27 protein-coding genes and 1 other RNA gene are annotated in these 24,650 nt (G+C 65.9%); 14 read left to right on the top strand and 14 right to left on the bottom strand.

Features of this window, described 5'->3' with window-relative positions:
- Window positions 1–10: 10 nt before the first annotated feature.
- The 3 genes from lysA to argH are packed head-to-tail and all read right to left on the bottom strand — an operon-like array spanning window position 11 to window position 2,996.
- A complete protein-coding gene (lysA, locus tag FJQ54_RS11640) occupies window positions 11–1,270 on the bottom strand; it encodes a diaminopimelate decarboxylase (RefSeq protein ID WP_140928589.1) in 1,260 nt (419 codons plus the stop codon).
- The gene (locus FJQ54_RS11645) at window positions 1,270–1,629 is read right to left on the bottom strand and encodes a lipoprotein (RefSeq protein ID WP_140928590.1); all 360 of its coding nucleotides are present in this window, start codon (window positions 1,627–1,629) and stop codon (window positions 1,270–1,272) included. The genes lysA and FJQ54_RS11645 overlap by 1 nt, the downstream gene beginning before the upstream one ends.
- Window positions 1,620–2,996, bottom strand: coding sequence for an argininosuccinate lyase (gene argH / locus FJQ54_RS11650; RefSeq protein WP_140928734.1), 1,377 nt, complete (start codon window positions 2,994–2,996; stop codon window positions 1,620–1,622). The genes FJQ54_RS11645 and argH overlap by 10 nt, the downstream gene beginning before the upstream one ends.
- A 52-nt stretch (window positions 2,997–3,048) precedes the next feature.
- Here argH and FJQ54_RS11655 point away from each other — a divergent pair, with 52 nt between their 5' ends.
- Window positions 3,049–3,615: a TlpA family protein disulfide reductase gene (locus FJQ54_RS11655; RefSeq protein WP_181160122.1), complete on the top strand. Its 567-nt coding sequence runs from the start codon at window positions 3,049–3,051 to the stop codon at window positions 3,613–3,615.
- A 216-nt stretch (window positions 3,616–3,831) separates the two neighbouring features.
- On the opposite strand, the gene FJQ54_RS11660 is transcribed toward FJQ54_RS11655, so the two are convergent.
- From FJQ54_RS11660 to FJQ54_RS11670, 3 genes are all read right to left on the bottom strand, one after another.
- A complete protein-coding gene (locus FJQ54_RS11660) occupies window positions 3,832–4,179 on the bottom strand; it encodes a hypothetical protein (protein WP_181160123.1) in 348 nt (115 codons plus the stop codon).
- Window positions 4,176–4,826, bottom strand: a complete 651-nt coding sequence (locus FJQ54_RS11665) for a hypothetical protein (RefSeq protein ID WP_140928593.1) — start codon at window positions 4,824–4,826, stop codon at window positions 4,176–4,178. The genes FJQ54_RS11660 and FJQ54_RS11665 overlap by 4 nt, the downstream gene beginning before the upstream one ends.
- Window positions 4,827–4,891: 65 nt before the next feature.
- On the bottom strand, window positions 4,892–5,128 hold the full coding sequence (locus FJQ54_RS11670) for a lipoyl domain-containing protein (protein ID WP_140928594.1): 237 nt from the start codon (window positions 5,126–5,128) through the stop codon (window positions 4,892–4,894).
- Window positions 5,129–5,278: 150 nt separating this feature from the next.
- Between FJQ54_RS11670 and glpD the strand changes: the two genes are divergently transcribed.
- Complete coding sequence (gene glpD, locus FJQ54_RS11675; RefSeq protein ID WP_140928595.1) at window positions 5,279–6,736, top strand: glycerol-3-phosphate dehydrogenase; 1,458 nt, start codon at window positions 5,279–5,281, stop codon at window positions 6,734–6,736.
- 355 nt (window positions 6,737–7,091) lie between these two features.
- Here the strand turns inward: glpD and FJQ54_RS11680 are convergent, their stop codons facing one another.
- Both FJQ54_RS11680 and pdxH read right to left on the bottom strand, forming a co-directional pair.
- The gene (locus FJQ54_RS11680; protein WP_140928596.1) at window positions 7,092–8,288 is read right to left on the bottom strand and encodes an MFS transporter; all 1,197 of its coding nucleotides are present in this window, start codon (window positions 8,286–8,288) and stop codon (window positions 7,092–7,094) included.
- A 717-nt stretch (window positions 8,289–9,005) separates the two neighbouring features.
- Window positions 9,006–9,590 carry a pyridoxamine 5'-phosphate oxidase gene (gene pdxH, locus FJQ54_RS11685; protein WP_140928597.1) on the bottom strand — a complete coding sequence of 195 codons (585 nt, stop codon included), beginning with the start codon at window positions 9,588–9,590 and terminating at the stop codon, window positions 9,006–9,008.
- A 136-nt stretch (window positions 9,591–9,726) separates the two neighbouring features.
- Between pdxH and FJQ54_RS11690 the strand changes: the two genes are divergently transcribed.
- Genes FJQ54_RS11690 through fabI form a run of 3 tightly spaced genes read left to right on the top strand, consistent with a single transcriptional unit; the run spans window position 9,727 to window position 12,361 of the window.
- The gene (locus FJQ54_RS11690) at window positions 9,727–10,641 is read left to right on the top strand and encodes a DnaJ C-terminal domain-containing protein (protein ID WP_140928598.1); all 915 of its coding nucleotides are present in this window, start codon (window positions 9,727–9,729) and stop codon (window positions 10,639–10,641) included.
- Complete coding sequence (locus FJQ54_RS11695; RefSeq protein ID WP_140928599.1) at window positions 10,638–11,510, top strand: YihY/virulence factor BrkB family protein; 873 nt, start codon at window positions 10,638–10,640, stop codon at window positions 11,508–11,510. Before FJQ54_RS11690 ends, FJQ54_RS11695 begins: the two co-directional genes overlap by 4 nt.
- Before the next feature lie 59 nt (window positions 11,511–11,569).
- Complete coding sequence (gene fabI, locus FJQ54_RS11700) at window positions 11,570–12,361, top strand: enoyl-ACP reductase FabI (RefSeq protein ID WP_140928735.1); 792 nt, start codon at window positions 11,570–11,572, stop codon at window positions 12,359–12,361.
- Between the two features lie 246 nt (window positions 12,362–12,607).
- Here the strand turns inward: fabI and FJQ54_RS11705 are convergent, their stop codons facing one another.
- Complete coding sequence (locus tag FJQ54_RS11705) at window positions 12,608–13,294, bottom strand: hypothetical protein (RefSeq protein WP_181160125.1); 687 nt, start codon at window positions 13,292–13,294, stop codon at window positions 12,608–12,610.
- A gap of 86 nt (window positions 13,295–13,380) precedes the next feature.
- On the opposite strand from FJQ54_RS11705, the gene aroC reads away from it, so the two are divergent.
- Window positions 13,381–14,457: a chorismate synthase gene (gene aroC, locus FJQ54_RS11715; RefSeq protein WP_140928602.1), complete on the top strand. Its 1,077-nt coding sequence runs from the start codon at window positions 13,381–13,383 to the stop codon at window positions 14,455–14,457.
- Between the two features lie 486 nt (window positions 14,458–14,943).
- Here aroC and FJQ54_RS11720 read toward each other — a convergent pair whose 3' ends face one another.
- Together FJQ54_RS11720 and FJQ54_RS11725 are read right to left on the bottom strand one after the other, a co-directional pair.
- The gene (locus FJQ54_RS11720) at window positions 14,944–15,327 is read right to left on the bottom strand and encodes a hypothetical protein (protein ID WP_140928603.1); all 384 of its coding nucleotides are present in this window, start codon (window positions 15,325–15,327) and stop codon (window positions 14,944–14,946) included.
- 13 nt (window positions 15,328–15,340) lie between these two features.
- The gene (locus tag FJQ54_RS11725; RefSeq protein WP_140928604.1) at window positions 15,341–15,706 is read right to left on the bottom strand and encodes a DUF4870 family protein; all 366 of its coding nucleotides are present in this window, start codon (window positions 15,704–15,706) and stop codon (window positions 15,341–15,343) included.
- Between the two features lie 66 nt (window positions 15,707–15,772).
- Between FJQ54_RS11725 and rnpB the strand changes: the two genes are divergently transcribed.
- Both rnpB and ndk read left to right on the top strand, forming a co-directional pair.
- Window positions 15,773–16,150, top strand: an RNA gene (gene rnpB / locus FJQ54_RS11730) — RNase P RNA component class A.
- A 304-nt stretch (window positions 16,151–16,454) separates the two neighbouring features.
- Window positions 16,455–16,877: a nucleoside-diphosphate kinase gene (gene ndk / locus FJQ54_RS11735; protein WP_140928605.1), complete on the top strand. Its 423-nt coding sequence runs from the start codon at window positions 16,455–16,457 to the stop codon at window positions 16,875–16,877.
- Window positions 16,878–17,065: 188 nt separating this feature from the next.
- Here ndk and FJQ54_RS11740 read toward each other — a convergent pair whose 3' ends face one another.
- Together FJQ54_RS11740 and FJQ54_RS11745 are read right to left on the bottom strand one after the other, a co-directional pair.
- Complete coding sequence (locus FJQ54_RS11740) at window positions 17,066–17,440, bottom strand: VOC family protein (RefSeq protein ID WP_140928606.1); 375 nt, start codon at window positions 17,438–17,440, stop codon at window positions 17,066–17,068.
- Between the two features lie 210 nt (window positions 17,441–17,650).
- Window positions 17,651–18,256 (bottom strand): HNH endonuclease, encoded by a 606-nt coding sequence (locus tag FJQ54_RS11745; protein ID WP_140928607.1) that lies wholly within the window; start codon window positions 18,254–18,256, stop codon window positions 17,651–17,653.
- Between the two features lie 123 nt (window positions 18,257–18,379).
- Here FJQ54_RS11745 and gluQRS point away from each other — a divergent pair, with 123 nt between their 5' ends.
- Genes gluQRS through FJQ54_RS11760 form a run of 3 tightly spaced genes read left to right on the top strand, consistent with a single transcriptional unit; the run spans window position 18,380 to window position 20,141 of the window.
- Complete coding sequence (gene gluQRS, locus FJQ54_RS11750; RefSeq protein WP_408006024.1) at window positions 18,380–19,288, top strand: tRNA glutamyl-Q(34) synthetase GluQRS; 909 nt, start codon at window positions 18,380–18,382, stop codon at window positions 19,286–19,288.
- 45 nt (window positions 19,289–19,333) lie between these two features.
- Entirely contained in the window at window positions 19,334–19,546 is a 213-nt protein-coding gene (locus FJQ54_RS11755; RefSeq protein WP_140928609.1) for a twin transmembrane helix small protein, read from the top strand.
- Window positions 19,547–19,550: 4 nt separating this feature from the next.
- Window positions 19,551–20,141, top strand: a complete 591-nt coding sequence (locus tag FJQ54_RS11760; protein WP_140928610.1) for a cob(I)yrinic acid a,c-diamide adenosyltransferase — start codon at window positions 19,551–19,553, stop codon at window positions 20,139–20,141.
- Here FJQ54_RS11760 and FJQ54_RS11765 read toward each other — a convergent pair.
- Window positions 20,138–20,704, bottom strand: coding sequence for a thymidine kinase (locus tag FJQ54_RS11765; RefSeq protein WP_140928611.1), 567 nt, complete (start codon window positions 20,702–20,704; stop codon window positions 20,138–20,140). The two genes, FJQ54_RS11760 and FJQ54_RS11765, sit on opposite strands and share 4 nt — an antisense overlap.
- Window positions 20,705–20,772: 68 nt before the next feature.
- Between FJQ54_RS11765 and FJQ54_RS11770 the strand changes: the two genes are divergently transcribed.
- The 3 genes from FJQ54_RS11770 (at window position 20,773) to sufB (ending at window position 24,622) form a co-directional block, all read left to right on the top strand.
- A complete protein-coding gene (locus FJQ54_RS11770) occupies window positions 20,773–22,599 on the top strand; it encodes a DUF885 domain-containing protein (RefSeq protein ID WP_140928612.1) in 1,827 nt (608 codons plus the stop codon).
- 113 nt (window positions 22,600–22,712) lie between these two features.
- Entirely contained in the window at window positions 22,713–23,141 is a 429-nt protein-coding gene (locus FJQ54_RS11775) for an SUF system Fe-S cluster assembly regulator (RefSeq protein WP_328592179.1), read from the top strand.
- On the top strand, window positions 23,138–24,622 hold the full coding sequence (sufB, locus tag FJQ54_RS11780; protein WP_140928613.1) for a Fe-S cluster assembly protein SufB: 1,485 nt from the start codon (window positions 23,138–23,140) through the stop codon (window positions 24,620–24,622). The genes FJQ54_RS11775 and sufB overlap by 4 nt, the downstream gene beginning before the upstream one ends.
- Window positions 24,623–24,650 lie beyond the last annotated feature (28 nt).

The raw sequence follows: 24,650 nt of genomic DNA on the forward strand, positions 1-24,650 counted from the left end.
TGCCCACCCATCAGAGCCAGCCCGGCACCTGATCCAGTTCCAGAAGTTCCTCCAGCGTTTGCCTGCGCCGGATGACAGAATAATGGCCACCATCCACCAGCACCTCCGGCACCAGCGGGCGGCTGTTGTAGGTGGAAGCCATGGTGGCCCCGTAAGCGCCCGCTGTCATCAGGCAGATCAGGTCGCCTTCCTGCACGGGGGTGATGGCGCGATCCTCTGCAAACATGTCACCGGTTTCGCACACCGGGCCCACCACCGTCGCCCGCATTTCGCCGTCGCGCGGGCGAACCGCCCGGATATCGTGATAGACGCCATAGAGCGTGGGGCGGATGAGATCGTTCATCGCCGCATCCAGCACCACGAAGCTTTTCGCCGCGCCGGTTTTCACAAGGATCACCTGCGCCAGCAGCACGCCCGCATTGCCCGCGATCAACCGGCCGGGTTCGAACATCAACTGCACGCCCCAGCCCTTGGTCACGTGGCTAACCATCGCGCCATACTCGGCGGGCGAGGGCGGCAACGGCAGCTTCGGATCATAGGGAATGCCAAGCCCGCCCCCAAGATCGACGCGGGTCACGCTTTGCCCCGCCGCGCGCAGCCGCCCCATCAGCGCGCCCAGCTTCTCATAGGCGGCCTGCATCGGGGCCAGATCCAGCAACTGGCTGCCGATATGCGCGGCGACGCCCACCGGCCGGATGCCGGGCAGGGCTGCGGCTTCGGCATAAAGCGCCTCGATCCGGTCCAGCGGCACGCCGAACTTGTTCTCCGCCTTGCCGGTGGAAATCTTGGCGTGCGTGCCCGCATCCACATCGGGGTTCACGCGGATGGCGATTTCCGCCGTTTTCCCCAGCGCGGTGGCAACGGCGGAGAGATGCCGAAGCTCAGGCTCGCTTTCCACGTTCAGCTGCAAAATGCCCGCTTCCAGCGCGGCCTTCATTTCATCGGCGGTTTTGCCGACGCCGGAAAAGACGATGCGGTTCGCGGGGATTCCGGCCGCCAGCGCCCGGCGCATTTCGCCCACCGAAACCACGTCCGCGCCCAGCCCTTCGCGGCCCAGCAGCTTCAGCACCGCCACATTGGGGTTGGCCTTCACCGCGAAGGCGATCAGCGGGTTGTCGAGGCCGGACAGCGCCTGCTGAAACACCTGCGCATGGCGGCGCAGCGTGGCCGCGGAATAGACATAGCAGGGCGTGCCCACCTCGGCGGCGATCCGCTCCAGCGCAACAGCTTCGGCCTGCATCGCGCCATCGGTCAGTTGAAAATAGTCCATCAGTCCTGCGGGCTCTGGGGGGTGGTTGTGGCGGCGGGCACCGGCAGCGGGCGGCTGTCCGTCACGGCTTCCTCGCCGGGGAAGGGCACCTTGCGGGTTGATTGGGTGCCTTCAGGCGGCAGGCTGAACGGGTCGTCGCGCCGCACTTCCAGCTTCACGGTCAGGTCGTCCACGCGCTGCGGCCGGGCATCTGCCGCCACCGTCAGCCCGTCTGCCACCATCCGCTTTTCGGCGGTGCGGGCTTCTTTCTGCTGTTCGCGCGAAAGCGACGGGTCCGGCGGTTCCAGCCGGGTCAGCGCACCCTTGTAGCCGCAGCCGGAGAGCAGCAGCGCGGCGATCAGAACGGTCCTTACGCCCATAACGGCACCTCCCGAATGGCGGCTTCGGCGGCGGCCTGCACCCGCGCGGGCGCGGTGCCGCCAAGGCTGGTGCGGCTGGAGACGCTGGCCTCCACGCTCAGCACGTCGAACACGCGGGCGTCGATGCGGGCATCCACCGCCACCAGTTCCTCCAGCGTGAGGCCGTCCAGCATCACGCCCTTCTCCTCGGCGGCCTTCACGGCGCGGCCGGTGATGTGATGCGCCTCGCGGAAGGGCACGCCGCCCTCGCGCACCAGCCAGTCGGCAAGGTCGGTCGCGGTGGAAAAGCCGCTGGCGGCTGCGGCGCGCATGCGCTCGGGCACGAAGCGGATCGTTTCCATCATCCCGGCCATGGCAGCGAGGCTGAGTTCGAACAGGTCATGCGCCTGAAACACCGGTTCCTTATCGTCCTGCATGTCCTTCGAATAGGCGAGCGGCAGGCCCTTCATCGTGACCATCAGGCTGGTCATCAGGCCCAGAATGCGCCCGGCATGGCCGCGCACCAGTTCGGCGGCATCCGGGTTCTTCTTCTGCGGCATGATCGACGATCCGGTGGACCATTGATCCGGCAGCTTCACCCAGCCGAACGGCTGGCTGGCCCACAGGATGATTTCCTCGGCGAGGCGAGAGAGGTGCAGCGCACATTGCGTGGCGCTGGTGAGATATTCTATGGCGAAATCCCGATCGGACACGCTGTCCAGCGAATTGGCGGTGGGCCGGTCGAACCCCAGCGCCTGTGCCGTGAAGGCGCGGTCCGTCGGGAAGCCGGTGCCCGCCAGTGCGGCCGCGCCCAGCGGGCTTTGGTTCAGCCGGGCGCGCGCATCGCGGAAGCGGCCGAAATCGCGCTTCAGCATCTCCACATAGGCCAGCAAATGGTGCCCCAGCGTGACGGGCTGCGCCACCTGCAAATGGGTGAAACCCGGCATCACAGTTGCATGATGCTCCAGCGCGCGGGCGGCCAGTACGCCTGCCAGCGTGCGGATCGCGGCCAGATGCCCGTCTATCGCGTCGCGCGTCCACAGTTTGAAATCGGTGGCGACCTGATCGTTGCGGCTGCGCGCGGTGTGCAGCCGCCCGGCATCCGGGCCGACGATCTCTTTCAGCCGGGTTTCCACCGTCATGTGGATATCTTCCAGCGCCAGATCGACGGGCACGCCGCCCGCTGTATACTCCGCCTCAACCTGTTGCAGCCCGGCGGAAATCGCCTCTGCCGCGCCCGTTTCGATGATGCCCTGCCGCCCCAGCATCGCCACATGGGCGATGGAGCCGCGGATATCCTGCCGCCACAAGCGCTTGTCGAAGGGGATGGAGGCATTTATCTCGGCCATGACGGCCGAGGGTCCGCCCTCGAACCGGCCCCCCCACAGCGTGTTGGCGCCACCCCCGGTGCCTGCGCCAGAGTCGTTGCCGGAGGTTGTCATGAAGCCTGTCGTTTCCCTTGCCGCACTGTTGCTGCTGACGGCCTGCCAGCCGCCAAGCCCTAAGGCCGAAGAAGCGCCCCCGCAACCCGCCGCCACACCGGCCGACGCACCGCAGGGCAGCTTTGACACCAGCTTCGCGGGTACCCCCGCGCCGGACCTGCCGCTGGAAACCTCGCCGGATGGCAAGACGGAGACCATTGCCGACATCCTGAAGGCCAACCCCGGCCAGCCGCTGCTGGTGAACCTGTGGGCCACATGGTGCGCGCCCTGCATCAAGGAACTGCCCACGCTCGACGCGCTGGCGAAGGCAACGAAGGGCAAGCTGACGGTGGTGCCGATCAGCCAGGATATGGAAGGCTGGCGCAAGGTGAGCAGCGCCTTCACCCCGGCGCGCTACCCGAACCTTTCCACCCGGGTGGAATCCGGCATGCAGTTCGGTTTCCAGCTGAAGGCGCGCGGGCTGCCGCTAACGATCCTCTATGATTCAGAAGGCAAGGAAGTCTGGCGCTACGCCGGAGACCGGGACTGGATGGCCCCGGACAGCCGGGCGCGGATCGGGGTTTAGCGTTTGGCGATTTCATCCCTTGCAAACCGGCATCGCCTGCCTGTTCTTCTGACACACCTCTCCTGACCCGCTTCTTCTGGTCCGCTCAGGCTGAGCTTGTCGAAGCCCCGGACGTGAAAGCGCAATGGCTGAGGCCGGGGGTGCATGCGTCATGGGCTTCGACAAGCTCAGCCTGAGCGGGGGAGGGGCCGAGCCGGGGGAACCCGGGCGGCGCGCTCAATCATCCACGCCGATCTCGATGAATTTCCAGCCGCCGTCATCAGCGAATATGTAGATGCTGCCCTGGCAGAAGATCTGCCGGCTGCCGCCATAATCCACCAGCTCCGGCTTGCGGAAACAGGCCTGTGTAGGCGGATCGAACAGCGCGGGCACGGCGGCTTCGAAGCCACTGGCATCCAGCATCCGCCCCTGAAACAGGAAGGGCAGCCGGGTGTGCGCGCGGATCGCCTTCGCATCGCCCGCCAGCACCGCCGCGCGGAACGGGCCGAAGAAATCCTCGAACGAAGCCGCCTGCGCCTGAACCTGCGCGGGGAGCAGCATCAGCAACAGCGCCAGCCGCTTCATGTGCGGGCCGCCCGCAGCCCGGCCCATCTGGCCGCGCGCGGAAACAGAAACAGTTGCAGCGCCGCCCAGAAACCGACGAAGCCAAGCGCGGCGGCGCGTTGCGCCGGGCTGGCGACGCGCGGCGCAACGTCTGCCACATGGCTCAGCGCCGCCACCGAATCGGCGCGCGCCGCTGCCGTGCCCTTGTCCATGCCCAGCACGATCAGCGCCCGCCCCGGCTCCGCCATCAGACGGCCCTGCATGCCGTCCAGCGTCGTCACATGGCCGTCCGGCCCCTGCGTTGAAACGCGATAATTGGCCGCCAGCGCCGCACCGAGGTCGCCCGCCCCCACGGCAGCCGCCGCCAGCGAGCCATCCGGATTCACCGCCGCAGCCGCAGCCTCCGCGCCGGGCACCACCGCGCGCGCATCCACCACCGGCCCCGCCGCCCCCAGCAACCGGGCCGCATCGACGAACTGACCATCCGCCACCGCCCATTCCGGGCCATGGCCGGCAACCGCCGCCGGCGGCGGCCAATCCAGCGATCCAGCCTGCCGTTGAAACAGCGCCAGCAGCAACGCCGGCACGGCCAGCACGAACAGGCCCAGATAGCCAAGGAAAAAGGCGGCAATCCGCCCCCAATTGGTCGAAATCTCAGCGGACTTCATTCAGCACCCCCGAAGGGCCGCAACATGGCCGGATCAGCGCGCCCGCGCAATCAGGCGGCCCGCCCTCATTCGATCACGGCCACCAGTTCGCCCCGGTTCACCACGCTTTCCGGCTCCACGCGAATCCGCAGCGTGCCGGATGCCGGGGCCTCCAGCTCCAGAGTCACCTTTTCCACCAGAACCTCGGCGATCACGTCTCCGGCGGCCACGGCCGCGCCATCGTCCAGCACCCACAGCAGGGTCGATCCGGTCTCGCTGTCTTCTTCCCACAGATCGTCGGGAATGATCACGTCGGTTGCCATCGTGCGTCAGCCTCGTTCGCAAGCTACAGGCGCTGAACCTAGCGCAGTGCGCAGCGCCCTAGCGCCTCCCGCTTGTATCAGCGACTCAAATCTCCAGCCGCGCGCAAGGCCCTTCCCGAATCCGCCGCAGGTTCGCTACGCAGATGCGGCATGGCTGAAACAGACATCCTCGATCTTCTGATCATCGGCGGCGGCGTGAACGGCGCGGGCCTCGCCCGGGACGCCGCCGGGCGCGGCCTTCGCACGGCCATGCTGGAGGCGGGCGATCTGGGCGGGGCCACCTCGTCGGCGTCGTCCAAGCTGATTCACGGGGGCTTGCGCTATCTGGAATTTTACGAGTTCGCTCTCGTCCGCAAGGCGCTGGCCGAACGCGAGGTGATCCTGCGCAACGCCCCGCACATCAGCCGCCCCATGCCCTTCCTGCTGCCGTTGGAACCGCATCTGCGCCCCGGCTGGATGATCCGCGCCGGGCTGTTCCTCTATGATCATCTCGCCCGTCGCCGCGAGGTGCCCGGCTCCTCGTCGCTGGATCTGCGCAAGGATGCCGCAGGCCCCGCCTTCGATCGCCACCTGAAACGCGCCTTCCGTTACTGGGACGGCTGGATCGACGACAGCCGACTGGTGATCCTGAACGCCCGCGACGCCGCCAACCGGGGCGCAGGCATCTACCCGCGCGACGCCGCCGTCTCCGCCCGCCGCACCGAGTTTGGCTGGGAGGTGCAAACCGCATCCGGCCGCCGCCACGCTGCGCGGCAACTGGTGAACTGCGCCGGGCCATGGGCGGGCCGCGTCGCCACGGATCTGCTAGCCCTGCCGGACGCCCCGCGCCTCTCTCTGGTGCAGGGCAGCCACATCGTCACCCGCAAGGTGAACCGCACCGCAGACGCCTGGATGTTGCAACAGCCCGATGGCCGCATCATCTTCGTGATCCCGTGGGAAGGCGAATTCAGCCTGATCGGTACCACCGAAACACCGGTGGAAAGCCCGGACGCCCCGCACATCACCGCAGAGGAAGAAGCCTATCTGCTGGGCGCGGTGAACCGCAGCCTCGCCAAGCCGCTGGAACCGGGGGATATCCTGCACCGCTTCTCCGGCATCCGCCCGCTGGTGCTGGAAGAGGGCAAATCCGCCCGCGAAACCACACGAGACTGGAAGCTGCTGCCGCACGAGGGCGCGGCGGCGATGACGGTGATCGGCGGCAAGATCACCACTTACCGCCTGCTCGCCGAAGCCGTGCTGAAGCAACTGGCCCCCGGAACCAGGCGCTGGACCCACAACGCCCCGCTGCCCGGCGGCGACATCCCCCGCACCGGCGGCACCGCCCGTGCCGATTTCGATCAATGGCTGGGCCGGCTGAAACAACGCCACAACCTCTACGATCCGGCCATCGTCACCCGCATGGCCCATCTGTGGGGCACAGACAGCGACGCCATGCTGGAAAACGGGCTGGGGGAAAATCTGGGCGGCCTGTTCGAAGCCGAACTGGCCCACATGCGCGACCGCGAATGGGCCACCACCGCCGAAGACGCCCTGTGGCGACGCAGCAAAATGGGCCTGCGGATGACGCCTGAAGCGCAGGTGCGGGTGCAGGGGTTTTTCGGCGGGTAAGCGGTTGGGGGGCGTTTTTGCGCGCCGCGCGGCCAAGGGCTCTGCCCTTGGAACCCGGCAGGGAAATGATTTCCCTGCACCCTCTAAGTTGGCGGGGTGGCCCAATTTAAACGCCGTGTGAGTGATCAGATTCGATTGCCTGCGGCGCTACGCGGCTCTCTCTCCCCGCCGGGGAGAGAGATGGAGAGAGGGGAGCAACGTTGGGCCAAACCCACGACCCTCCCCACCAACCACAGCCGTCACCCCGGATCAAGTCCGGGGTGACGGCTGGAGATCACAAGGCTGAAAGACCAAGTCTGGGTGCCGGGGGCACGGCTGCCTGCCGACGTGAAGCGCCAGAACCCCTTCGTTCACATCAACCCCGCCGCCGGTCCGACAGCATCGCGATCCCCCACATCAGCAGCCCGCCCAGCGCCAGCCCCGCGCCTACGAAGCCGCTCGATTCAAACCCGTAGCCAGCCGCAACCGCCATCCCCGCCAGCCACGGACCCAGCGCGTTGGCGAAGTTGAACGCGCTGTGATGCAAAGATGCCGCGAGCGTCTGCGCCTTGCCCGCAACATCCATCAGCCGCGCCTGCAAGGGCACGCCGAACGATCCGGTGATGCCCAGCAGGAACACCAGCGGGCAGAGCGTCCACAGGCTGTGCGCCGCGAAGGGGAACAGCGCCAGCACCACAGCGGCCAGCGCCAGCATGATGCCCACCGTGGGCATCAGCGCCCGGTCCGCGCCCCAGCCCGCCACCAGCGTGCCCAGCGTCATCCCCAGCCCGAACAGCGCCAGCACCGCCGGAATCGCCGCCGCCGGGGCCATGGTGACATCCAGCAGCGTGGAGGCGAGATAGGTATACACCGCGAACAGCCCGCCAAAGCCGATCGCGCCGATGGACAGCGTCAGCCACACCTGCCCGTTGGCCAGCGCGCCCAGCTCCGTCAGCGGGCTTTGCCCCGCCTTCGCCGGCTGGCTGGGGGCGAGCCAGGCGATCAGCGCCGCCGTCGCCAGCGCGCAGGCCGTCACCAGCCCGAAGCCCCAGCGCCAGCCGAACTGCTGGCCGATGATATTGGCCAGCGGCACGCCGATGATCGTCGCCACCGTCAAGCCCAGCATTACCCGCGCCATCGCCTGCGCCCGCTTCGCCAACGGCACCATGCTGGCCGCCATCAGCGCCGCGACCCCGAAATAGGCCCCGTGCGGGACCCCGGCCAGAAAGCGGAACGCCAGCATCTGCCCGAAATCAGACGCCATCGCAGACAGAAGATTGCCGCCCGCGAACAACAGCATCAGCCCCACCAGCAGCCGACGCCGATCCATCCGCGCCCCCAGCACCGCCAGCAAGGGCGCGCCCACCACAACCCCCAGCGCATAAGCGCTGATGGCGTGGCTCGCCCGCGCCTCCGTCACGCCCAGATCGGGCGCAAAAAAGGGCAGCAGGCTCATCGTCGCAAACTCGGTGGTGCCAATGGCAAACCCGCCCAGCGCCAGCGCCGCCAGCACAGGTGCCACACGCGGGGTTTGCGCGTCCTCGGGCGGGGAAATCGGACGAAACTGGTTCATATTCCCCCTATGCGGATTTGTGCAGCGCAGCACCAGCGGGGCAGGGCGAGCGGCTGCCATGCGGCGGGGGTGGGGTTGGGGTGGGGTGGGAGATGCCTCCGGTGACCAAAGGCTCTGCCCTTGGAACCCTGCCTGCGGTTTTTTTTGCCTCCGGCGGGCAGGGAAATGATTTCCCTGCACCCTCAACATTTGCGTTGCGCCTGAACACCAGCGCCGTGTGTGTGATCAGATTCGATTGCCTGCGGCGCAACGCGGCTCTCTCTCCCCGCTGGGGAGAGAGGTGGAGAGAGGGGAGCAACGCCGGGCCAAGCCCACCAACCTCTCCACCCGCTCAGCCTGAGCTTGTCGAAGGCCCCTGAACAAACCCACCACGCTCCCAACCAACCACAACCGTCACCCCGGACTTGATCCGGGGTCCAGCTGTTCTTCGGCAACGCTGCGGGTGGAAAGCTTGACCCCGGATCAAGTCCGGGGTGACGGGTGTGGGTGTGGAGAGGGTGGGATATGCCCCAAAGCGCCGCAGGCAATAACCACCGACCTCGCGCCAAGCGGATGGCCCCCACCCCAACCCCTCCCCTGAAGAGGAGGGGCTTAAAAAACGTCGGGGGTGCAGGGGCGTCACGCCCCTGCCGGGGTGAAGGGGCAGAGCCCCTTCAATTCTCGTTAGCCGCTCCACCACAGTAGCAGGCCGCGCCCTTCAAACGTCGCGCCCCCGCCTCAGGGATATAACAACCCACTCTCCCACCCGCCCGGCGTTTTCACGAACCGTGTGCGCCAATGCTGGCGGCCGGGTCGATCCTCCCAGAACTCGATGCTGTTCGGCACCAGCCGGTATCCGCCCCAATTGTTGGGCCGGGGCACCTCGCCGGGGAAGCGGGCGGCCATTGTGTCCAGCCGGGCTTCGAAGGTTTCGCGCGCGTCCAGCGGTTCGGACTGGCTGGAGGCCCATGCGGAGAGCTGGCTTTCGCGCGGGCGGGTGGCGAAATAGGCGTCGCTTTCCGCCAGCGTGGCGCGGCCGATGCTGCCACGCACGCGCACTTGCTTGCGCAGGCTTTTCCAGTGGAAATCCAGCGCCGCCATCGGGCATTGCCGGATCTGCCGACCCTTGGCGCTGTCATAGTTGGTGAACAGCAGGAAGCCGCCCGCGTCATAGCTTTTCATCAGCACGATGCGCACGTCAGGCAGGGGCAGTTCGTCGCCGCGCAATTCCACCGTGGCCAGCGCGCAGGCGTTGGCGTCATTCACTTCGGCGGCTTGCGCCTCGGCAAACCAGTCTCCAAAAAGCGCATATGGATCTGTCATGCCTGTTCGCTAGGCGCGTGGAGGCCCAGCCGCAAGGCCGGGGCCGCCGCAATGGCATCTTGCCGCAGCCATGCGGGTCGCCTATATCGAGTGTGGCTTTTATGCAACAGTTTGCGCACAGGATTTCGAACCGCTGATGGCTGATCTTTATTCCGAACTTGGGGTGCCCCGCACGGCCGATGCCGCCGCGATCAAGCGCGCCTATCGCAAGCTCGCGAAGGAACTCCACCCGGATAAGAACAAGGACAATCCCAAGGCCGCCGACCGCTTCAAGACGGTGACCGCCGCTTACGACATCCTGTCCGACGCGGAGAAAAAGGGGAAATATGACCGGGGCGAGATCGACGAACAGGGCAATCCCAAGTTCGCCGGTTTCGGCGGCGCGGGGGCGGGCGGCGGCTACCGCCCCGGGCCGCGTCCCGGTGCTGGCGGGCGCAGCGCCCCGGATTTCGATTTCGACCTTGGCGGAGACCCCTCCGATCTGTTCTCCGAACTGTTCGGCCGCGCCTCGGGCGGGCGGGGCGGCTTTTCCGGCGGCGGCTTCCGCAGCGCGCCGCAAAAGGGCGCGGACCTGAACTACCGGCTGGCGGTGCCCTTCATCGACGCGGCGCTGGCCCGCACGGTGCGGCTGGCGCTGCGCAACGGCAAGACGATCGAACTGGCGATCCCGAAGGGCGTGGAGGATGGCCAGCAGCTGCGGCTGAACGGGCAGGGCGAGCAAGGCCCCGCCGGGCCGGGTGACGCCATCGTCACGCTGGCGATCCAGCCGGACCCGCGCTTCACCCGTGATGGCTTCGATCTGCGCGCGGAAACGCCGGTGCCGCTGGAAACCGCCGTGCTGGGCGGCAAGGCGCGCGTTGCCACACCGGAAGGCGAGGTGATGGCGACGATTGCGCCCGCCACCTCATCCGGCAAGCAATTGCGCCTGAAGGGCAAGGGTTTCACCCGCAAGGATGGCAGCCGCGGCGACCTGATCGCCCGCGTGCTGGTGGAGGTGCCGGATGATCCCGAACTCGCCGATTTCCTGAAGGCGCGGGCGCAGACGGCGTGACCATCCCGGGCCTGGCCGAGCTGGAGGGGTGGTTCGCTCGCCTCGCCGCGAAGCGCCCCCGAACCATCGGCATCGCCCGCCGGGTGATCGGCCGCACCCTGCGTGACGGCTATATCCATGCGGGCAACATCGCCTATCTCTCGCTCGTCACCCTGCTGCCGCTGATCATCCTGATCACCGCCGTCACCGTCGCCTTCGGGGAGACCGACGCGGGCCGCTACGCCATCGAAGGGCTGTTGCGCGCGCTGCCTTACGACATCGCCCGCCTGTTCGAGCCGGTGATCGAGGAAGTGCTGCAGGCCCGCACCGGCAATCTGCTGTGGATCGGCGGCCTCGTCGCGTTGTGGACGGTGACCACCTTCATCGAAACCCTGCGCGATATCAGCCTGCGCGCCTTCGATCTCCCGCCCGATGGCGGCTTCCTGCATTACCGGCTGCAATCGCTGGCGGGGACGCTGGTGGCGGTGCTGCTGGTGGTGGTGATCTTCCTGCTGCAGGTCTCCCTCGTGGTGGCGATCCGCGCGGTGGAAAGCCTTGTGCCGCGCGGGATCGATTTGCCGGGCTGGATCGACTGGTCCCGCGTCGTCACCCCCATCGTGCTGTTTCTGGTGCTGTGGGCGCTGCTGAAGCTGCTGACGCCGCCATCGATGCGCTACAGCCCCACATGGCCCGGCGCGCTGATCACCACCATCGCATGGTCCATCGGATCCTTGCTGCTGGGGCCGACCTTTTCCAGCTTCAGCCACATGGGCCTCACCTATGGCGCGCTGTCCGGCGTGATGCTGGCGCTCTTGTTCTTCTATGGCGTGGGCTTCGCGCTGGTGGCCGGGGTGGAGGTGAACGCCGCGCTGGCCGACAGCTATGATTGAACCGGCCGAATCCGGCGGCTAATGGATCGCTTCGAACGGCGGAGAGCGACATGAGTTTGATGGCGGGCAAGCGCGGGCTGATCATGGGCGTGGCGAACGACAGGTCGCTGGCGTGGGGCATCGCGCAGGCGCTCAGCGCGCAGGGCGCGGAACTGGCCTTCAGCTATCAGGGCGAGGCGCTGGAAAGGCGCGTGCGGCCGCTGGCAGAGTCGCTGGGCGCGGCGAAGCTGTTCGATTGCGACGTATCTTCCGACGAATCGATGGACGCGCTGTTCACGGATTTGGCCAAGGATTGGCCGACGATCGACTTCCTCGTCCACGCCATCGGCTTTTCCGACAAGAACGAGCTGCGCGGGAAATATGCCGAAACCAGCCGCGCCAATTTCCTGATGTCGATGGATATCAGCGTTTACAGCTTCACCGCCGTGGCGCGCCGGGCGGCGGCGATGATGCCGGACGGCGGCAGCATCCTCACGCTAAGTTACTATGGTGCGGAAAAGGTGGTGCCGCATTACAATGTGATGGGCGTGGCCAAGGCCGCGCTGGAGGCGAGCGTGCGCTATCTGTCGGTGGATTATGGCCGCGACAATATCCGCGTGAACGCCATTTCCGCAGGCCCGGTGAAAACACTGGCGGCCAGCGGCATCGGCGATTTCCGCTACATCCTGAAGTGGAACGAACTGAACGCGCCGCTGAAGCGCAACACCACGCTGGACGATGTGGGCGGCGCGGGCGTCTACCTGCTGAGCGATCTGGCCTCAGGCACCACCGGCGAAGTGCTGTATGTGGACAGCGGTTACCATGTGGTGGGCATGAAGGCGGAGGACGCGCCGGATATTGCTTTGGCGTAGCCGGCCGCGATTAGCGCGAAGCGCTAACTCGCAGACTCGGCGCAGCCACGGACGGCGGGGCGGAGGCCTTCAAGCCGACGAACCCGTCCGACGAGTCCGGCTTTGCCGGATTTTTTCTTTCTGTTCTTTTAACTCGCCAAAGCGGACTCGGCGGCTTTGCCGCCGGCCGCCACTCTGCAAGAACGGTCGGCCCACCCACCTCTCGGGTGGACGACGGGCCGACACGCGCTACTTGTTCCTGAACTCTCAGTTGGTCGGCTTGGCGGCTGCAGGCTGAACCGTCAGCATCGTCGCTTTGGGCGCTGTCGCCGGATCATAAGCAATCGGCACATCCGTCTGTGCCATCAGTTCTCGCCCCTGCGGGATCAGGGCACTCTTGCCCGTCACAAAGGCGCTGAACACACCAACCAGAACCACCGCTGCAACGGTCGCCGTGGTGTTGCCTTCGCCTTCCTGCCGATATTTGCCGGTGATCGGCACATGCTTGTCTCCTAACTCCAGATACTTCAGCTCGATTTCCATCTTACCGGATTTGCCGAATGCCCCCTTGTTGGTGTGATAGGTCACTTCACCGACGCCGCGCGTCCCTGCCGGGATCACCACGACGCCGCTGGAAACGACATCATTCACCACCGTCATGTTGAAGCGGTCGCCCATTTTGACCGATTTGCTGTTCAAATCCTGATCCATGCGCAGCAGCACATCAGTATTCGCCGGCAGCACCCCCGTCGGTGCGGCAACAGCGGGTGCGGCGGTCGGTGCAACCGCAGCGGGGGGCGCAGCGACAGGCGCTGGTGCGATCTCGGCAGGGGGTGATTTCGGCGGATCGATAGCGAACGCAGGTGCTGAAACAAGGGCGATCGATGTCACCCAGACCAATTTGCTACGCATGAACTCTCCCTGAACAAAGGTGGGGGCAATCTGCGGGTGCAATCGACAAAGTCAAGTGACATCGTGGTTGCCGAAAACTGGCGTTCCAGAATTTGCCAAACTGCGACCATTCCGCCATCACCCCCCCCATGTCGCACAACAGCTTCGGCCATCTGTTTCGTTTCACCACATGGGGGGAATCCCATGGCCCCGCGCTGGGTGCGGTGGTGGATGGGTGCCCGCCGGGGCTGGCGCTGTCCGAAGCGGATATTCAGCCCTTCCTTGATAAGCGCCGCCCCGGCCAGTCGCGCTTCACCACGCAGCGGCAGGAGCCGGATGCCGTCGAAATTCTCTCGGGCCTGTTCGAGGGCCGCACCACCGGCACCCCCATCAGCCTGCTGATCCGCAACGTCGATCAACGCTCCAAGGATTACTCCGAGGTCGCGGTGAAATACCGCCCCGGCCATGCCGATTACGCCTACGACGCCAAATATGGCTTGCGCGATCCGCGCGGCGGCGGGCGCTCCTCCGCGCGGGAAACCGCCGCCCGCGTCGCCGCCGGGGCTGTCGCGCGGCTGGTGCTGGGGCCGGATGTGCGGATCAGCGGCTACCTCGTCGAAATCGGTGGAGATGCCATCGATCGCGGCAACTTCCACGCCGCCGAAATCGACAACAACCCCTTCTTCTGCCCCGACGCCAAAGCCGCCGCGCGCTGGGAAGTCGCGCTGGACGCCGCGCGCAAATCCGGCTCCTCCCTTGGCGCCGTGGTGGAAGTGGTGGCCGAAGGCGTGCCGCCGGGCTGGGGCGCGCCGCTCTACCACAAGCTGGACAGCCAGCTCGCCGCCGCGATGATGTCCATCAACGCGGTCAAAGGCGTGGAAATCGGCGACGGCTTCCATGCCGCCCGCCTGCGGGGCGAGGACAACGCCGACGCCATGCGCCCCGGGCCAGACGGCAAGCCGCTGTTCCTCGCCAACCACGCCGGAGGTGTGGCAGGCGGCATCTCCACCGGCCAGCCCGTGGTGGTGCGCCTCGCGTTGAAACCCACCAGTTCCATCCTGACGCCAGTGGAAACCATTACCCGCGCCGGCGAGGCCACCGAGATCACCACCAAAGGCCGCCACGACCCCTGCGTCGGCATCCGCGCCGCACCCGTCGCCGAAGCCATGATGGCGCTGGTGCTGGCCGATATGAAGCTGCAACAACGCGCGCAGACGGGGCGGTAAGCGGGGCGGGTTTGGCGCGAGGGCTGGGGGTTTGCCTCTGGCGGGCAGGGCTCTGCCCTGCACCCGGCAGGGAAATGATTTCCCTGCACCCTCGACATTGGCGGAGCGGCCCAATTCCAACGCCGTGCGTGTGATCAGATTCGCTTGCCTGCGGCGCTACGAAGCACTCTCCCCCTGCAAGGGGGAGAGTTGGAGAGGGGGTGTCACCGCCCGGCCTGATCCACTGACATCACAACAAGCGCGACCAAGACTCTCTCTCCCCGCTGGGGAGAGAGGGGAGCAACGCCGGGCCAAACCCGCCAACCTCCCCACACCCACAACCGTCACCCCGGACTTGATCCGGGGTCCAGCTTTCCACCCGCAACGTCGCCGAAGAACAGCTGGACCCCGGATCAAGTCCGGGGTGACGAATGGTGAGGGCAGCGGCCCAACATCGAGCGAGTGCGCGAAACCAGGCGATTGAAAGCGAAGGGTCCCAACCTCCCCCTACTCGTCCGCGCTCAGATCATCCTCGCCCCAGTCGCTGTCCAGATCGGACATCGCGCTGTCCATATCCTCGATATTGTCCAGTTCATCGTCGCCGGGGTCGGTGTCGCCCAGAATCTCCTCTTCGTCGTCGTGCATCGGCTCGCCTTCGAAGGCACCGGTGTCGATTTCGCCGGTCTCCACCATCTCGCGCATCACGTCCACAAGGTCGGCGGGCTCGTCGTCATACAGGCTGGCGGGGTCTGACGGGCCGTGGCGGCTGTCCTGCAATTCCGGGCCGGGGTTCAGCGCATCTTCGGCGACATCCTGCGCCTGCGGGCCATCGTCCTGCTCGTTGTTGTGGCTTTCGGGGGCTGCGTCGTCCAGCCGGGGTCCATTCGCCATGGTGGTGTCTCCCTCAGACGATCCAGGTTTCCACGTTCGTCAGCGGCTGCTGCTTCTGCGCGGCCATCAGGCTTTTGATGGCGCGGGCGATGAACCACACGGAAACCAGCGGGAACAGCACCCACGCCAGCATGAACAGCGTTATGATGGAGCCGATAATGGCGACGATCGTCCAGACGATGCCGATCCAGAAGGTGCGGATGTGATAGCGGAAGTGGCTGTCCTGCCAGCTGTCGTGCGGTTCCCCGTTCCACATATAGGCGAGGATCACGCCGATAATGGAGGTGATGCCTGCCAGAAAGCTGCCCACATAGAGCAGGCTGATGATCGTGGGACGGTTCATGTCGAAATCGTTCGTGGTTGCCGGTTCGTTCGCCAAATCATCCTCCTGTCAACAGGCCCGCAACTTGACCTTTTCGGCCGCCCGGCACAAGTGAAAGCGGTGCCAGAAGTCTAGGCGGCCGCGTCCCTGTGAAGGGTCGAGGAAAGTCCGGGCTCCAAGGATTGACGGTGGCGGGTAACGCCCGCCGGGGGCGACCCCAGGGACAGTGCCACAGAAAGCAGACCGCCTTCCGGCCTTTCGGGGTGAGGGCAAGGTCGAAAGGGTGCGGCAAGAGCGCACCGCGCGGCTGGCAACAGGCGCGGCACGGCAAACCCCACCGGGAGCAAGACCGAATAGGCGCGCGGTGCTTCGCTTCGGCGGGCAGGCCTGATCCGGCTGACGCGTGCGGGTTGGTTGCTGGAGGTGCGTGGCGACGCGCATCCGAGATGAATGGTCGCCGCCCGAGAGGGAACAGAACCCGGCTTACGGGCTTCTGGCACAGCCGCAGGCGGCTGTGATTAAGGCAAAGCCTTAACTCACAGACTCGCCGAAGGCCCGGCCGGCTGAGGCGGCGATCTCTATCGCCGACCAGTCCGACGACTCGCGGCTTCGCCGCGATCTTTCTTCCTTCCTTCTCCCTTCCAGGCGGACTCGCAGGCTTTGCCTGCGGCCGCCCCCCCCTCCAACACTTCGTGGTCCCCCTCCCCCGCTTTGCGGGGGAGGAACAGCCCCACCCTTGTGCGCCGCACCATGCTCCGCTAAAGGCCGCCGCCAAATTTCCCCGTAAAAGCACAGGAATTTCCCAATGGCCGTGACCCGGACCTTTTCGATCATCAAGCCCGACGCCACGCGTCGCAACATCACCGGCAAGGTGACGACCATGCTGGAAGACGCCGGCCTGCGCGTGGTGGCCTGCAAGCGGCTGCACCTGACGAAGGCGCAGGCTGAAGGCTTTTACGCCGTGCATGCCGAGCGCCCCTTCTTCGCCGATCTGGTGGCCTTCATGACCTCCGGCCCGGTGGTGGTGCAGGTGCTGGAAGGCGAAGACGCCGTGGCGCTGAACCGCAAGGTGATGGGCGCAACGAACCCCGATAATGCGGACGCTGGCACGATCCGTAAGGAACTGGCGGAGAGCATCGAGGCGAACACGGTGCATGGATCTGACAGCGAGGAGAATGCGGCGATTGAGATTGCTTATTTCTTTAAGCCTGAGGAAGTGGTTGGCTAAAGTCGGCTGCGATTAAGGCAAAGCCTTAACTCGCAGACTCGGCGAAAGCCCGGCCGGCGGAATCGGCGATCTCTATCGCCGATATCCGGCCGACGAGTCCCGGCTTTGCCGGGACTTTTTCTTTCTATTTCCTTGAATCCCCAAAGCGGACTCGGCGGCTTCGCCGCCGGCCGCGCCCCCCGCACAAATCACTCAGGCGCAGGCCCCAACTGCTCCCACAGTTCCACCTTCACGCCATCACAATCCAATATCCACGCAAACCGGCCATAATCCTCGTCCTGCCGCCCCAGAATCTCGATCCCCCTCGCCTCCAGCTCCTCGACGAAGCCGTCGATGTCATCCACGCGCAGGTTGATCATGAAGGGCGCGTCAGACGGTGCGAAATAATCCGTTTCCGCCTTGAACGGGGAGAGCAGGCTGAACGCCTCGGCGCTGTCTTTGCTGTAGGGGAACATCGCGCCCCATTCGCCGCCGATCCCCAGATTTTCCTGATACCAGGCGCGGGTGCGATCAACGTCTAAGACCTTGTAGAAAATGCCGCCAAGGCTGGTGATGCGTGGCATAGGTGCGCTCCTCCCGCTGTGGGTGGAGGGTAGCATGGGCGCGGCCGGCGGCGAAGCCGCCGAGTCCGCTTTTGGTGGGGTAAGAGAAGGAAGGAAGATCGCGGCAAAGCCGCGAGTCGTCGGACGGGTTCGTCGGGCTGAAGCCCTCCGCCCCGCCGGCCGAGCCTTCGGCGAGTCTGTGAGTTAAGGCTGCGCCTTAATCATAGCCGCCTACGCCTCAAGCTCCACATCCCAATACAAATAATCCCGCCACGTCTCATGACAATAATGCGGCGGAAACGCCCGCCCATGCTCCTGCAACTGGTGGCTCGTCGGCTGCGTCGGACGGGTGCGCGGCAGCATATGCGCCTCAGCCGGAGTCCGCCCGCCCTTGCGCAGGTTGCACGGCGCGCAGGCCGTGGTGACATTCTGCCATGTGGTGCGACCGCCATAGGCGCGCGGCACGACATGATCGAACGTCAGCTCATGGTGCGATCCGCAATATTGGCACTGGAAGCGGTCGCGCAGGAACAGGTTGAAGCGGGTGAAGGCCGGGTTCTGGCTGGGCTTCACATATTGGCGCAGCGCGACCACGCTGGGCAGCCGCATGGTGAAGCTGGGGCTGCGGATTTCGCGCTCATACTGGGCGATCACGTCCACCCGCTCAAGAAAGGCGGCCTTGATCGCGTCCTGCCAGCTCCACAGGCTGAGCGGGTAATAGCTTAAGGGGGTGTAGTCGGCGTTCAGCACCAACGCCGGGCAGGCCTGCGGGCTTTGCCAGCGGCCGCCGTCATGCTCGGGCCGCCATCGTTCCTGGAAAAGATCGGGATGATACATGGCCGCCGCTCCTCAATCTCCGGAGCAGGCCTGAAAGCCACTATCCCTATCGCACGTCGGGCAGCCGCTTTCACGCCTGCGCTTTGTCGAGCGCCCCTATACCAGAGGCTGTATGTCGCGTGTATGACAGCACCAGATATTGTTGAGGTCAAGCGCCAGATGCAGCCCGCCGAAGTTGTTTCCCGTTTTGCCCCATCGCCCAGCGGCTTGTTGCACCTCGGCCACGGCTTGTCCGCCGTTCTGGGCGAGCGGCTGGCGCGCGAAACGGGCGGGCGCTGGCTGCTGCGGATCGAGGATATCGACAGCAGCCGCTGCCGGCCGGACTTCGTGCAGGCGATCCACGACGATCTCGCATGGCTGGGGCTGAAGCCCGATGCGGTGTCGGTGCAGAGCGCGCGCCGCGCCGCGCATCAGGCCGCGCTGGACCTACTCACGGCGATGGGGCTGACCTATCCCTGCTTCTGCACCCGCGCGGATATCGCGGCGGCCGTCGCCGCGCCGCATGGAAGCCAGCCGCTCTATCCCGGCACCTGCCGGGGGCTTTCGGCGGCGGAGGCCGCGCGCCGGGCGGCAACGCGCGATCCGGCGATCCGGCTGGATGTGGCAAAGGCGGCCGCCCGTGCCGGGCCGCTCACATGGGCGGAAGCCGGGCTGGGCGAACAGCCCGCGGACCCGCTGGCGGGCGGCGATATCGTGTTGGCGCGCAAGGATATCGGCGTGGGCTATATGCTCGCCTGCGTGGTGGACGATGCGGAGGATGGCGTCACCGATATCGTGCGCGGGCGCGACCTGATCGAGTCGACGCCGGTGCAGCGGCTGTTGCAGGCGCTGCTGGGCCATCCCGCGCCGCGCTATCACCACCACCGGCTGCTGCTCGCACCGGACGGGCGGCGGCTGGCGAAGCGCGACAAGGCGGACACGCTGGCCAGCCTTCGCGAAACCGGCGTAGACGGCCCGGCGCTGGCGGCAAGGCTGGCCGCGCTGGACCCGCATGGGCCGGATATCGCGATCCTGTTCCATGAAGTGGACTGAAATGATGGGGTGCATGGCCGCCGCCACGCTGGTAGAGGGCAGCGCATGAACGGCTTCATCATCGCGCTGATCATATTGGCGGCGCTTGCCACCGCCTATGTGCTGGTGCGCGGCATCATCACCATGGCGCAGGGCAAGGATCTCTCGGGCGAGCAGTCCAACAAATATATGTCGATGCGGGTCGGCTTTCAGGCGTTGACGATCCTGCTGGTGATCCTGCTGCTGGCGATCGGCGGGCGCGGCCTTTCGGGCAGTTAAGCCCGTGGTGAAGCTGAACAAGATCTATACCCGAACGGGCGACGACGGCTCCACCGGGCTTGCCGATGGCAGCCGGGTGTCCAAGCACAGCGCCCGCGTCGCCGCTTATGGCAGCGTGGACGAAGCCAACAGCGCGCTGGGCCTCGCCCGGCTGCACGCGGGCGGCGACTCGCTGGCGATGATCGACCGCATCCAGAACGACCTGTTCGATGTCGGCGCGGACCTCGCCACCCCCGGCGCGGAATGGCTGCCCGGCGCGGCGCAACCGGAATGGCCGCCGCTGCGCACGGTGCCGTCTCAAGTGGCGCGGCTGGAGGCGGAGATCGACGCGATGAACGCCGAACTGTCCGCGTTGAACAGCTTCATCCTGCCCGGCGGCACGGCGCTGTCCGCGCATCTGCATCTGGCCCGCGCCATCACCCGCCGCGCCGAGCGCGATGCCGTCGCGGCCAGCGAAGATGCACCGCTGAACCCACACGCTATCCATTATCTGAACCGCCTGTCAGACCATCTGTTCGTGATGGCCCGCCACGCCAATCGACCGGAGTCCGGCGGCGAGGGCGATATCCTCTGGGTGCCTGCGAAGAACCGCTAAGCTTCAAACGCGTCCATGAAATGGCGGCGGCACACCGCCACATAGCGGTCATTGCCGCCGATCTCCGTCTGCGCGCCTGCGGTCAGCGCCCGCCCCGCCTCATCCACCCGCAGGTTCATCGTCGCCTTGCGGCCGCAGTGGCACACCGCCTTCAGCTCCACGAACTTGTCGGCGATGGCCAGCAGCCGCTCCGATCCGGGAAACAGCCGCCCCTGAAAATCGGTGCGCAGGCCATAGGCCAGCACCGGCACGTTCAGCCGGTCCACCGCACGCGCCAGCTGATCCACCTGCGCGGGCGAAAGGAACTGCGCCTCATCCACCAGCACGCAATCCGGCGGCCCTTCGCTGATGGCCGCGAACAGGTCCGTTTCGGCCCCGAACATGCGCGCCTCCGCCTCCAGCCCGATGCGAGAGCCGATGCGCCCGGCCCCGGCGCGGTCGTCCACGGCGGCTGTCCACAGCATCGTCGTCATGCCGCGTTCGCGGTAATTGAAGCTCGCCTGCAGCAGGGTGGTGGATTTCCCCGCGTTCATCGCGCCATAATAGAAATAGAGTTGCGCCATTGCCGTCTCTTGCAGTGCGGGGCCGGTCAGTGCAACAGCCCCGACATTCCCGAGACAAGGAGACGCCCATGTTGCTGCGTGCCGCCCTCATTTCCTCCGCCCTCGCCCTTGCCGTTGCAGGCCCGGCGGTCACCGCCGCCCCGGCCGTTGCCGTGAACGGGGAACAGAATGCCGCGCTGGCGGCCTTCTTCGAGGCCTATGACCAGAAGCAGCTGGCCCTAAGCCCGGAAATGAAAACATTCCGCAGCATCCGCGACGCCGACTTTGGCAAATGGACGGATGACAGCGATGCCGCCAATCTGGTGCGCTACAAGCTGGGGCAGGATTCACTGGCCGAAATGAAGCGCCGCTTCGATCCGGCGAAATTGTCGGGCCAGTCGAAGCTGAGCTACCGGCTGTTCGAATATCAGATGGCGCGTCAGGCGGCGGCATGGCCGCTGCGCCATTACCGCTACGCCTTCGATCAGATGAACGGGGTGCAAAGCGGCATTCCCGCCTTCCTGATCAACATCCACCAGATCGGCAGCAAGGCCGATGCAGAGGCCTATATCAGCCGCCTGAACGGCATCGGCGCCGTGCTGGATCAGGCCATCGCCAACGCGACCGATAGCGAGAAGATCGGCGTTATCCCCCCGCGCTGGACCTTCCCCTATGTGCTGGCCGACATCGGCAACATCACCAAGGGCGCACCCTTCGATGGCGGCGCGGATTCCGCGCTGTTCGCCGATTTCAAGGGCAAGGTGGCGAAGCTGGACCTGCCGCAGGCCGAGAAGGACGCGCTGATCGCGCAGGCCGCCACGGCGCTGACGCAGGTGGTGAAGCCCGCCTATGCCCGCACCGCCGCCTTCATCACCGCGCAACAGGCGCGCGCGCCAGAGGGAGACGGCGTGTGGCGCTTCCCCGGCGGAGACAAATATTACGCCGAACGCCTCGCCTTCTACACCACCAGCAGCATGACACCCGCGCAGGTGCATGATCTGGGGCTGCAACAGGTGGCCCGCATCCATGGCGAGATGGACAAAATCCGCCAGCAAGTCGGCTTCAAAGGCGATCTGAAGGCCTTCTTCGAATATATGCGCACCCGGCCGGAGAATTATTTCCCCAACACCGCCGAGGGCCGGGCGCAATATCTGGCCGAGACGGACAAGGCCATCAAGGCGATGACGGCGAAGCTGCCAGCGTATTTCAGCCCCGCCGCCACGCCCAAAGCGCCGCTGACGGTGAAGGCGGTGGAACCCTTCCGCGAGAAATCGGCGGGCAAGGCCTTTTACAACCGCCCGGCCCCCGATGGCTCGCGCCCCGGCATCTATTATGTGAACCTGTATGACATGGCCGACATGCCCAACACCGAGGTGGAGGCGCTGGCCTATCATGAAGGCGTGCCTGGCCACCATCTGGACGGCTCCGTCACCAGCCAGCTGAAGGATCTGCCCGCCTTCCGCCGCTTCGGCGGCTTCACGGCATGGTCCGAAGGCTGGGGCCTCTATGCCGAAAAGCTGGGCAAGGACATGGGCTTCTACACCGACCCCTACCGCGATTTCGGTCGCCTGCAGCTGGAACTGCACCGCGCCATCCGGCTGGTGGTGGATACCGGCCTGCACGACAAGAAGTGGAGCCGCGAACAGGCGATCCAATATGTGCTGGACAACAGCGCAGACGCGCCCGGCGGCGTGGTGAAGGCCATCGAGCGCTACGCCGTCTTGCCCGGTCAGGCGACCGCCTACATGGTGGGCCGCCTGAAGATCAGCGAATTGCGCGACAAGGCGCAGAAGGAACTGGGCGCGAAGTTCAACATGGCCGATTTCCACGATGCCGTGCTGCTCTCAGGCGCGGTGCCGATGGACGTGCTGGAAGAAAATGTGAACGCTTATATCGCTGCGAAAAAGGCGAAATGAGGGACGGAGCCGCGCCATCTTGATTGCGCAGTCCCTGATTGCGCAATCTTGATTGCGTGGGGCCCCCGACCCATTTAAATCGGACAAATCCGGTCTTAAATCGAATCGAGCTGATGCTGCGCCTGTCCAACCTTGCTGATTATGGAGTCGTCGTGATGACGGCGGCCGCACGCGCGGCTGCGGAGGGTCGGCTGTCGTCTGCCGCGCAGGTGGCGCAGCTGACGGGTATTCCCGCCCCCACCGTCGCCAAGCTGATGGGCCAGCTGGGCCGGGCCGGGCTGCTCACCTCGCAACGCGGGGTGGCGGGCGGGTTCGCGCTGGCGCGCGAAGCTTCGGCGATCAGCCTTGCCGATATCGTGGAGGCAATCGACGGCCCCATCGCGCTGACGCATTGCGGCCAGCCGGGCGCGGATTGCTGCAACCTCTCCACCTCGTGCCAGGTGAAGCCGCACTGGGCGCCGGTGAACCGCGCCGTGCATGCAGCGCTGGCGGGCGTCAGCCTTGCTGAACTGGCCCCCGAACGTATGCAGGTGCCGGCATGACCGCGACCATCCCCGACGTCAGAAACGCAGAAGCCGCAGCCGCGGTCGACGAACTCTCCACCTACAAATGGGGGTTCGCGACCGAGATCGAGCAGGATTTCGCGCCCAAGGGCCTGTCTGAAGACACCGTCCGCTTTATTTCGGCCAAGAAGAATGAGCCGGAATGGATGCTGGAGTGGCGGCTGAAGGCCTATCGGTTGTGGCTGACGATGGAGCAGCCGGACTGGGCGAAGCTGAAGATCCCGCCGATCGACTATCAGGACGCTTATTACTACGCCGCGCCGAAGGCGAAGCCGACTCTGGCGTCGCTCGATGAACTCGATCCGGAAATCCGCCGCACCTACGAAAAGCTGGGCATCCCCATCGAGGAGCAGAAGGTGCTCGCCGGGGTGGAGGGCGCGCGCAAGGTCGCGGTGGACGCCGTGTTCGACAGCGTGAGCGTCGCCACCACCTTCCGCGACGAGCTGAAGAAGGCAGGCGTGATCTTCCTCTCCATTTCCGAGGCGATCCGCGAATATCCTGATCTCATCCGCAAGCACCTCGGCTCCGTGGTGCCCGTGCGCGACAATTACTTCGCCTGCCTGAACGCGGCGGTGTTTTCCGATGGCACGTTCGTGCTGGTGCCCAAGGGCGTGCGCTGCCCGATGGAACTGAGCACCTATTTCCGCATCAACGCGGAAAACACGGGCCAGTTCGAACGCACCCTGATTATCGCCGAAGAAGGGGCCTATGTCTCCTATCTGGAAGGCTGTACCGCCCCGCAGCGCGATGAAAACCAGTTGCACGCCGCAGTCGTGGAACTGGTCGCAGAGGCCGACGCCGAGATCAAATATTCCACCGTGCAGAACTGGTATCCCGGCGACGCGAACGGCAAGGGCGGCATCTATAATTTCGTGACGAAGCGCGCGCTGTGCCGGGGCGCGAGAGCCAAGGTCAGCTGGACGCAGGTGGAAACCGGCTCCGCGATCACATGGAAATACCCCAGCTGCGTGCTGGCGGGCGAGGATTCGGTCGGCGAATTCTATTCGGTGGCCGTCACCAACAATTTCCAGCAGGCCGACACCGGCACCAAGATGATCCATCTGGGGAAGGGCAGCCGCTCCACCATCGTGGCCAAGGGCATTTCGGCGGGCCGCTCTGACAGCACCTATCGCGGGCTGGTGAAGGTGGCCGCAACGGCGGAAAACGCCCGCAATTTCACCCAGTGCGACAGCCTGCTGATCGGCAGCCGCTGCGGCGCGCACACCGTTCCTTACATCGAGGTGAAGAACCCCAGCGCCCAGATCGAGCATGAGGCCACCACCAGCAAGATCAGCGAAGACCAGAAATTCTACGCGCAAAGCCGGGGGCTGAGCAGCGAGGAAGCGGTCGCCCTGATCGTGAACGGATTCTGCCGCGAAGTGCTGCAGCAACTGCCGATGGAATTCGCGGTGGAAGCGCAGAAACTGCTGGGCATTTCACTGGAAGGTTCGGTGGGATGAGCCTGACCCCAACAGACACCGCAAAACG

Source organism: Sandaracinobacter neustonicus, assembly GCF_006385875.1.
Classification (GTDB): domain Bacteria; phylum Pseudomonadota; class Alphaproteobacteria; order Sphingomonadales; family Sphingomonadaceae; genus Sandaracinobacteroides; species Sandaracinobacteroides neustonicus.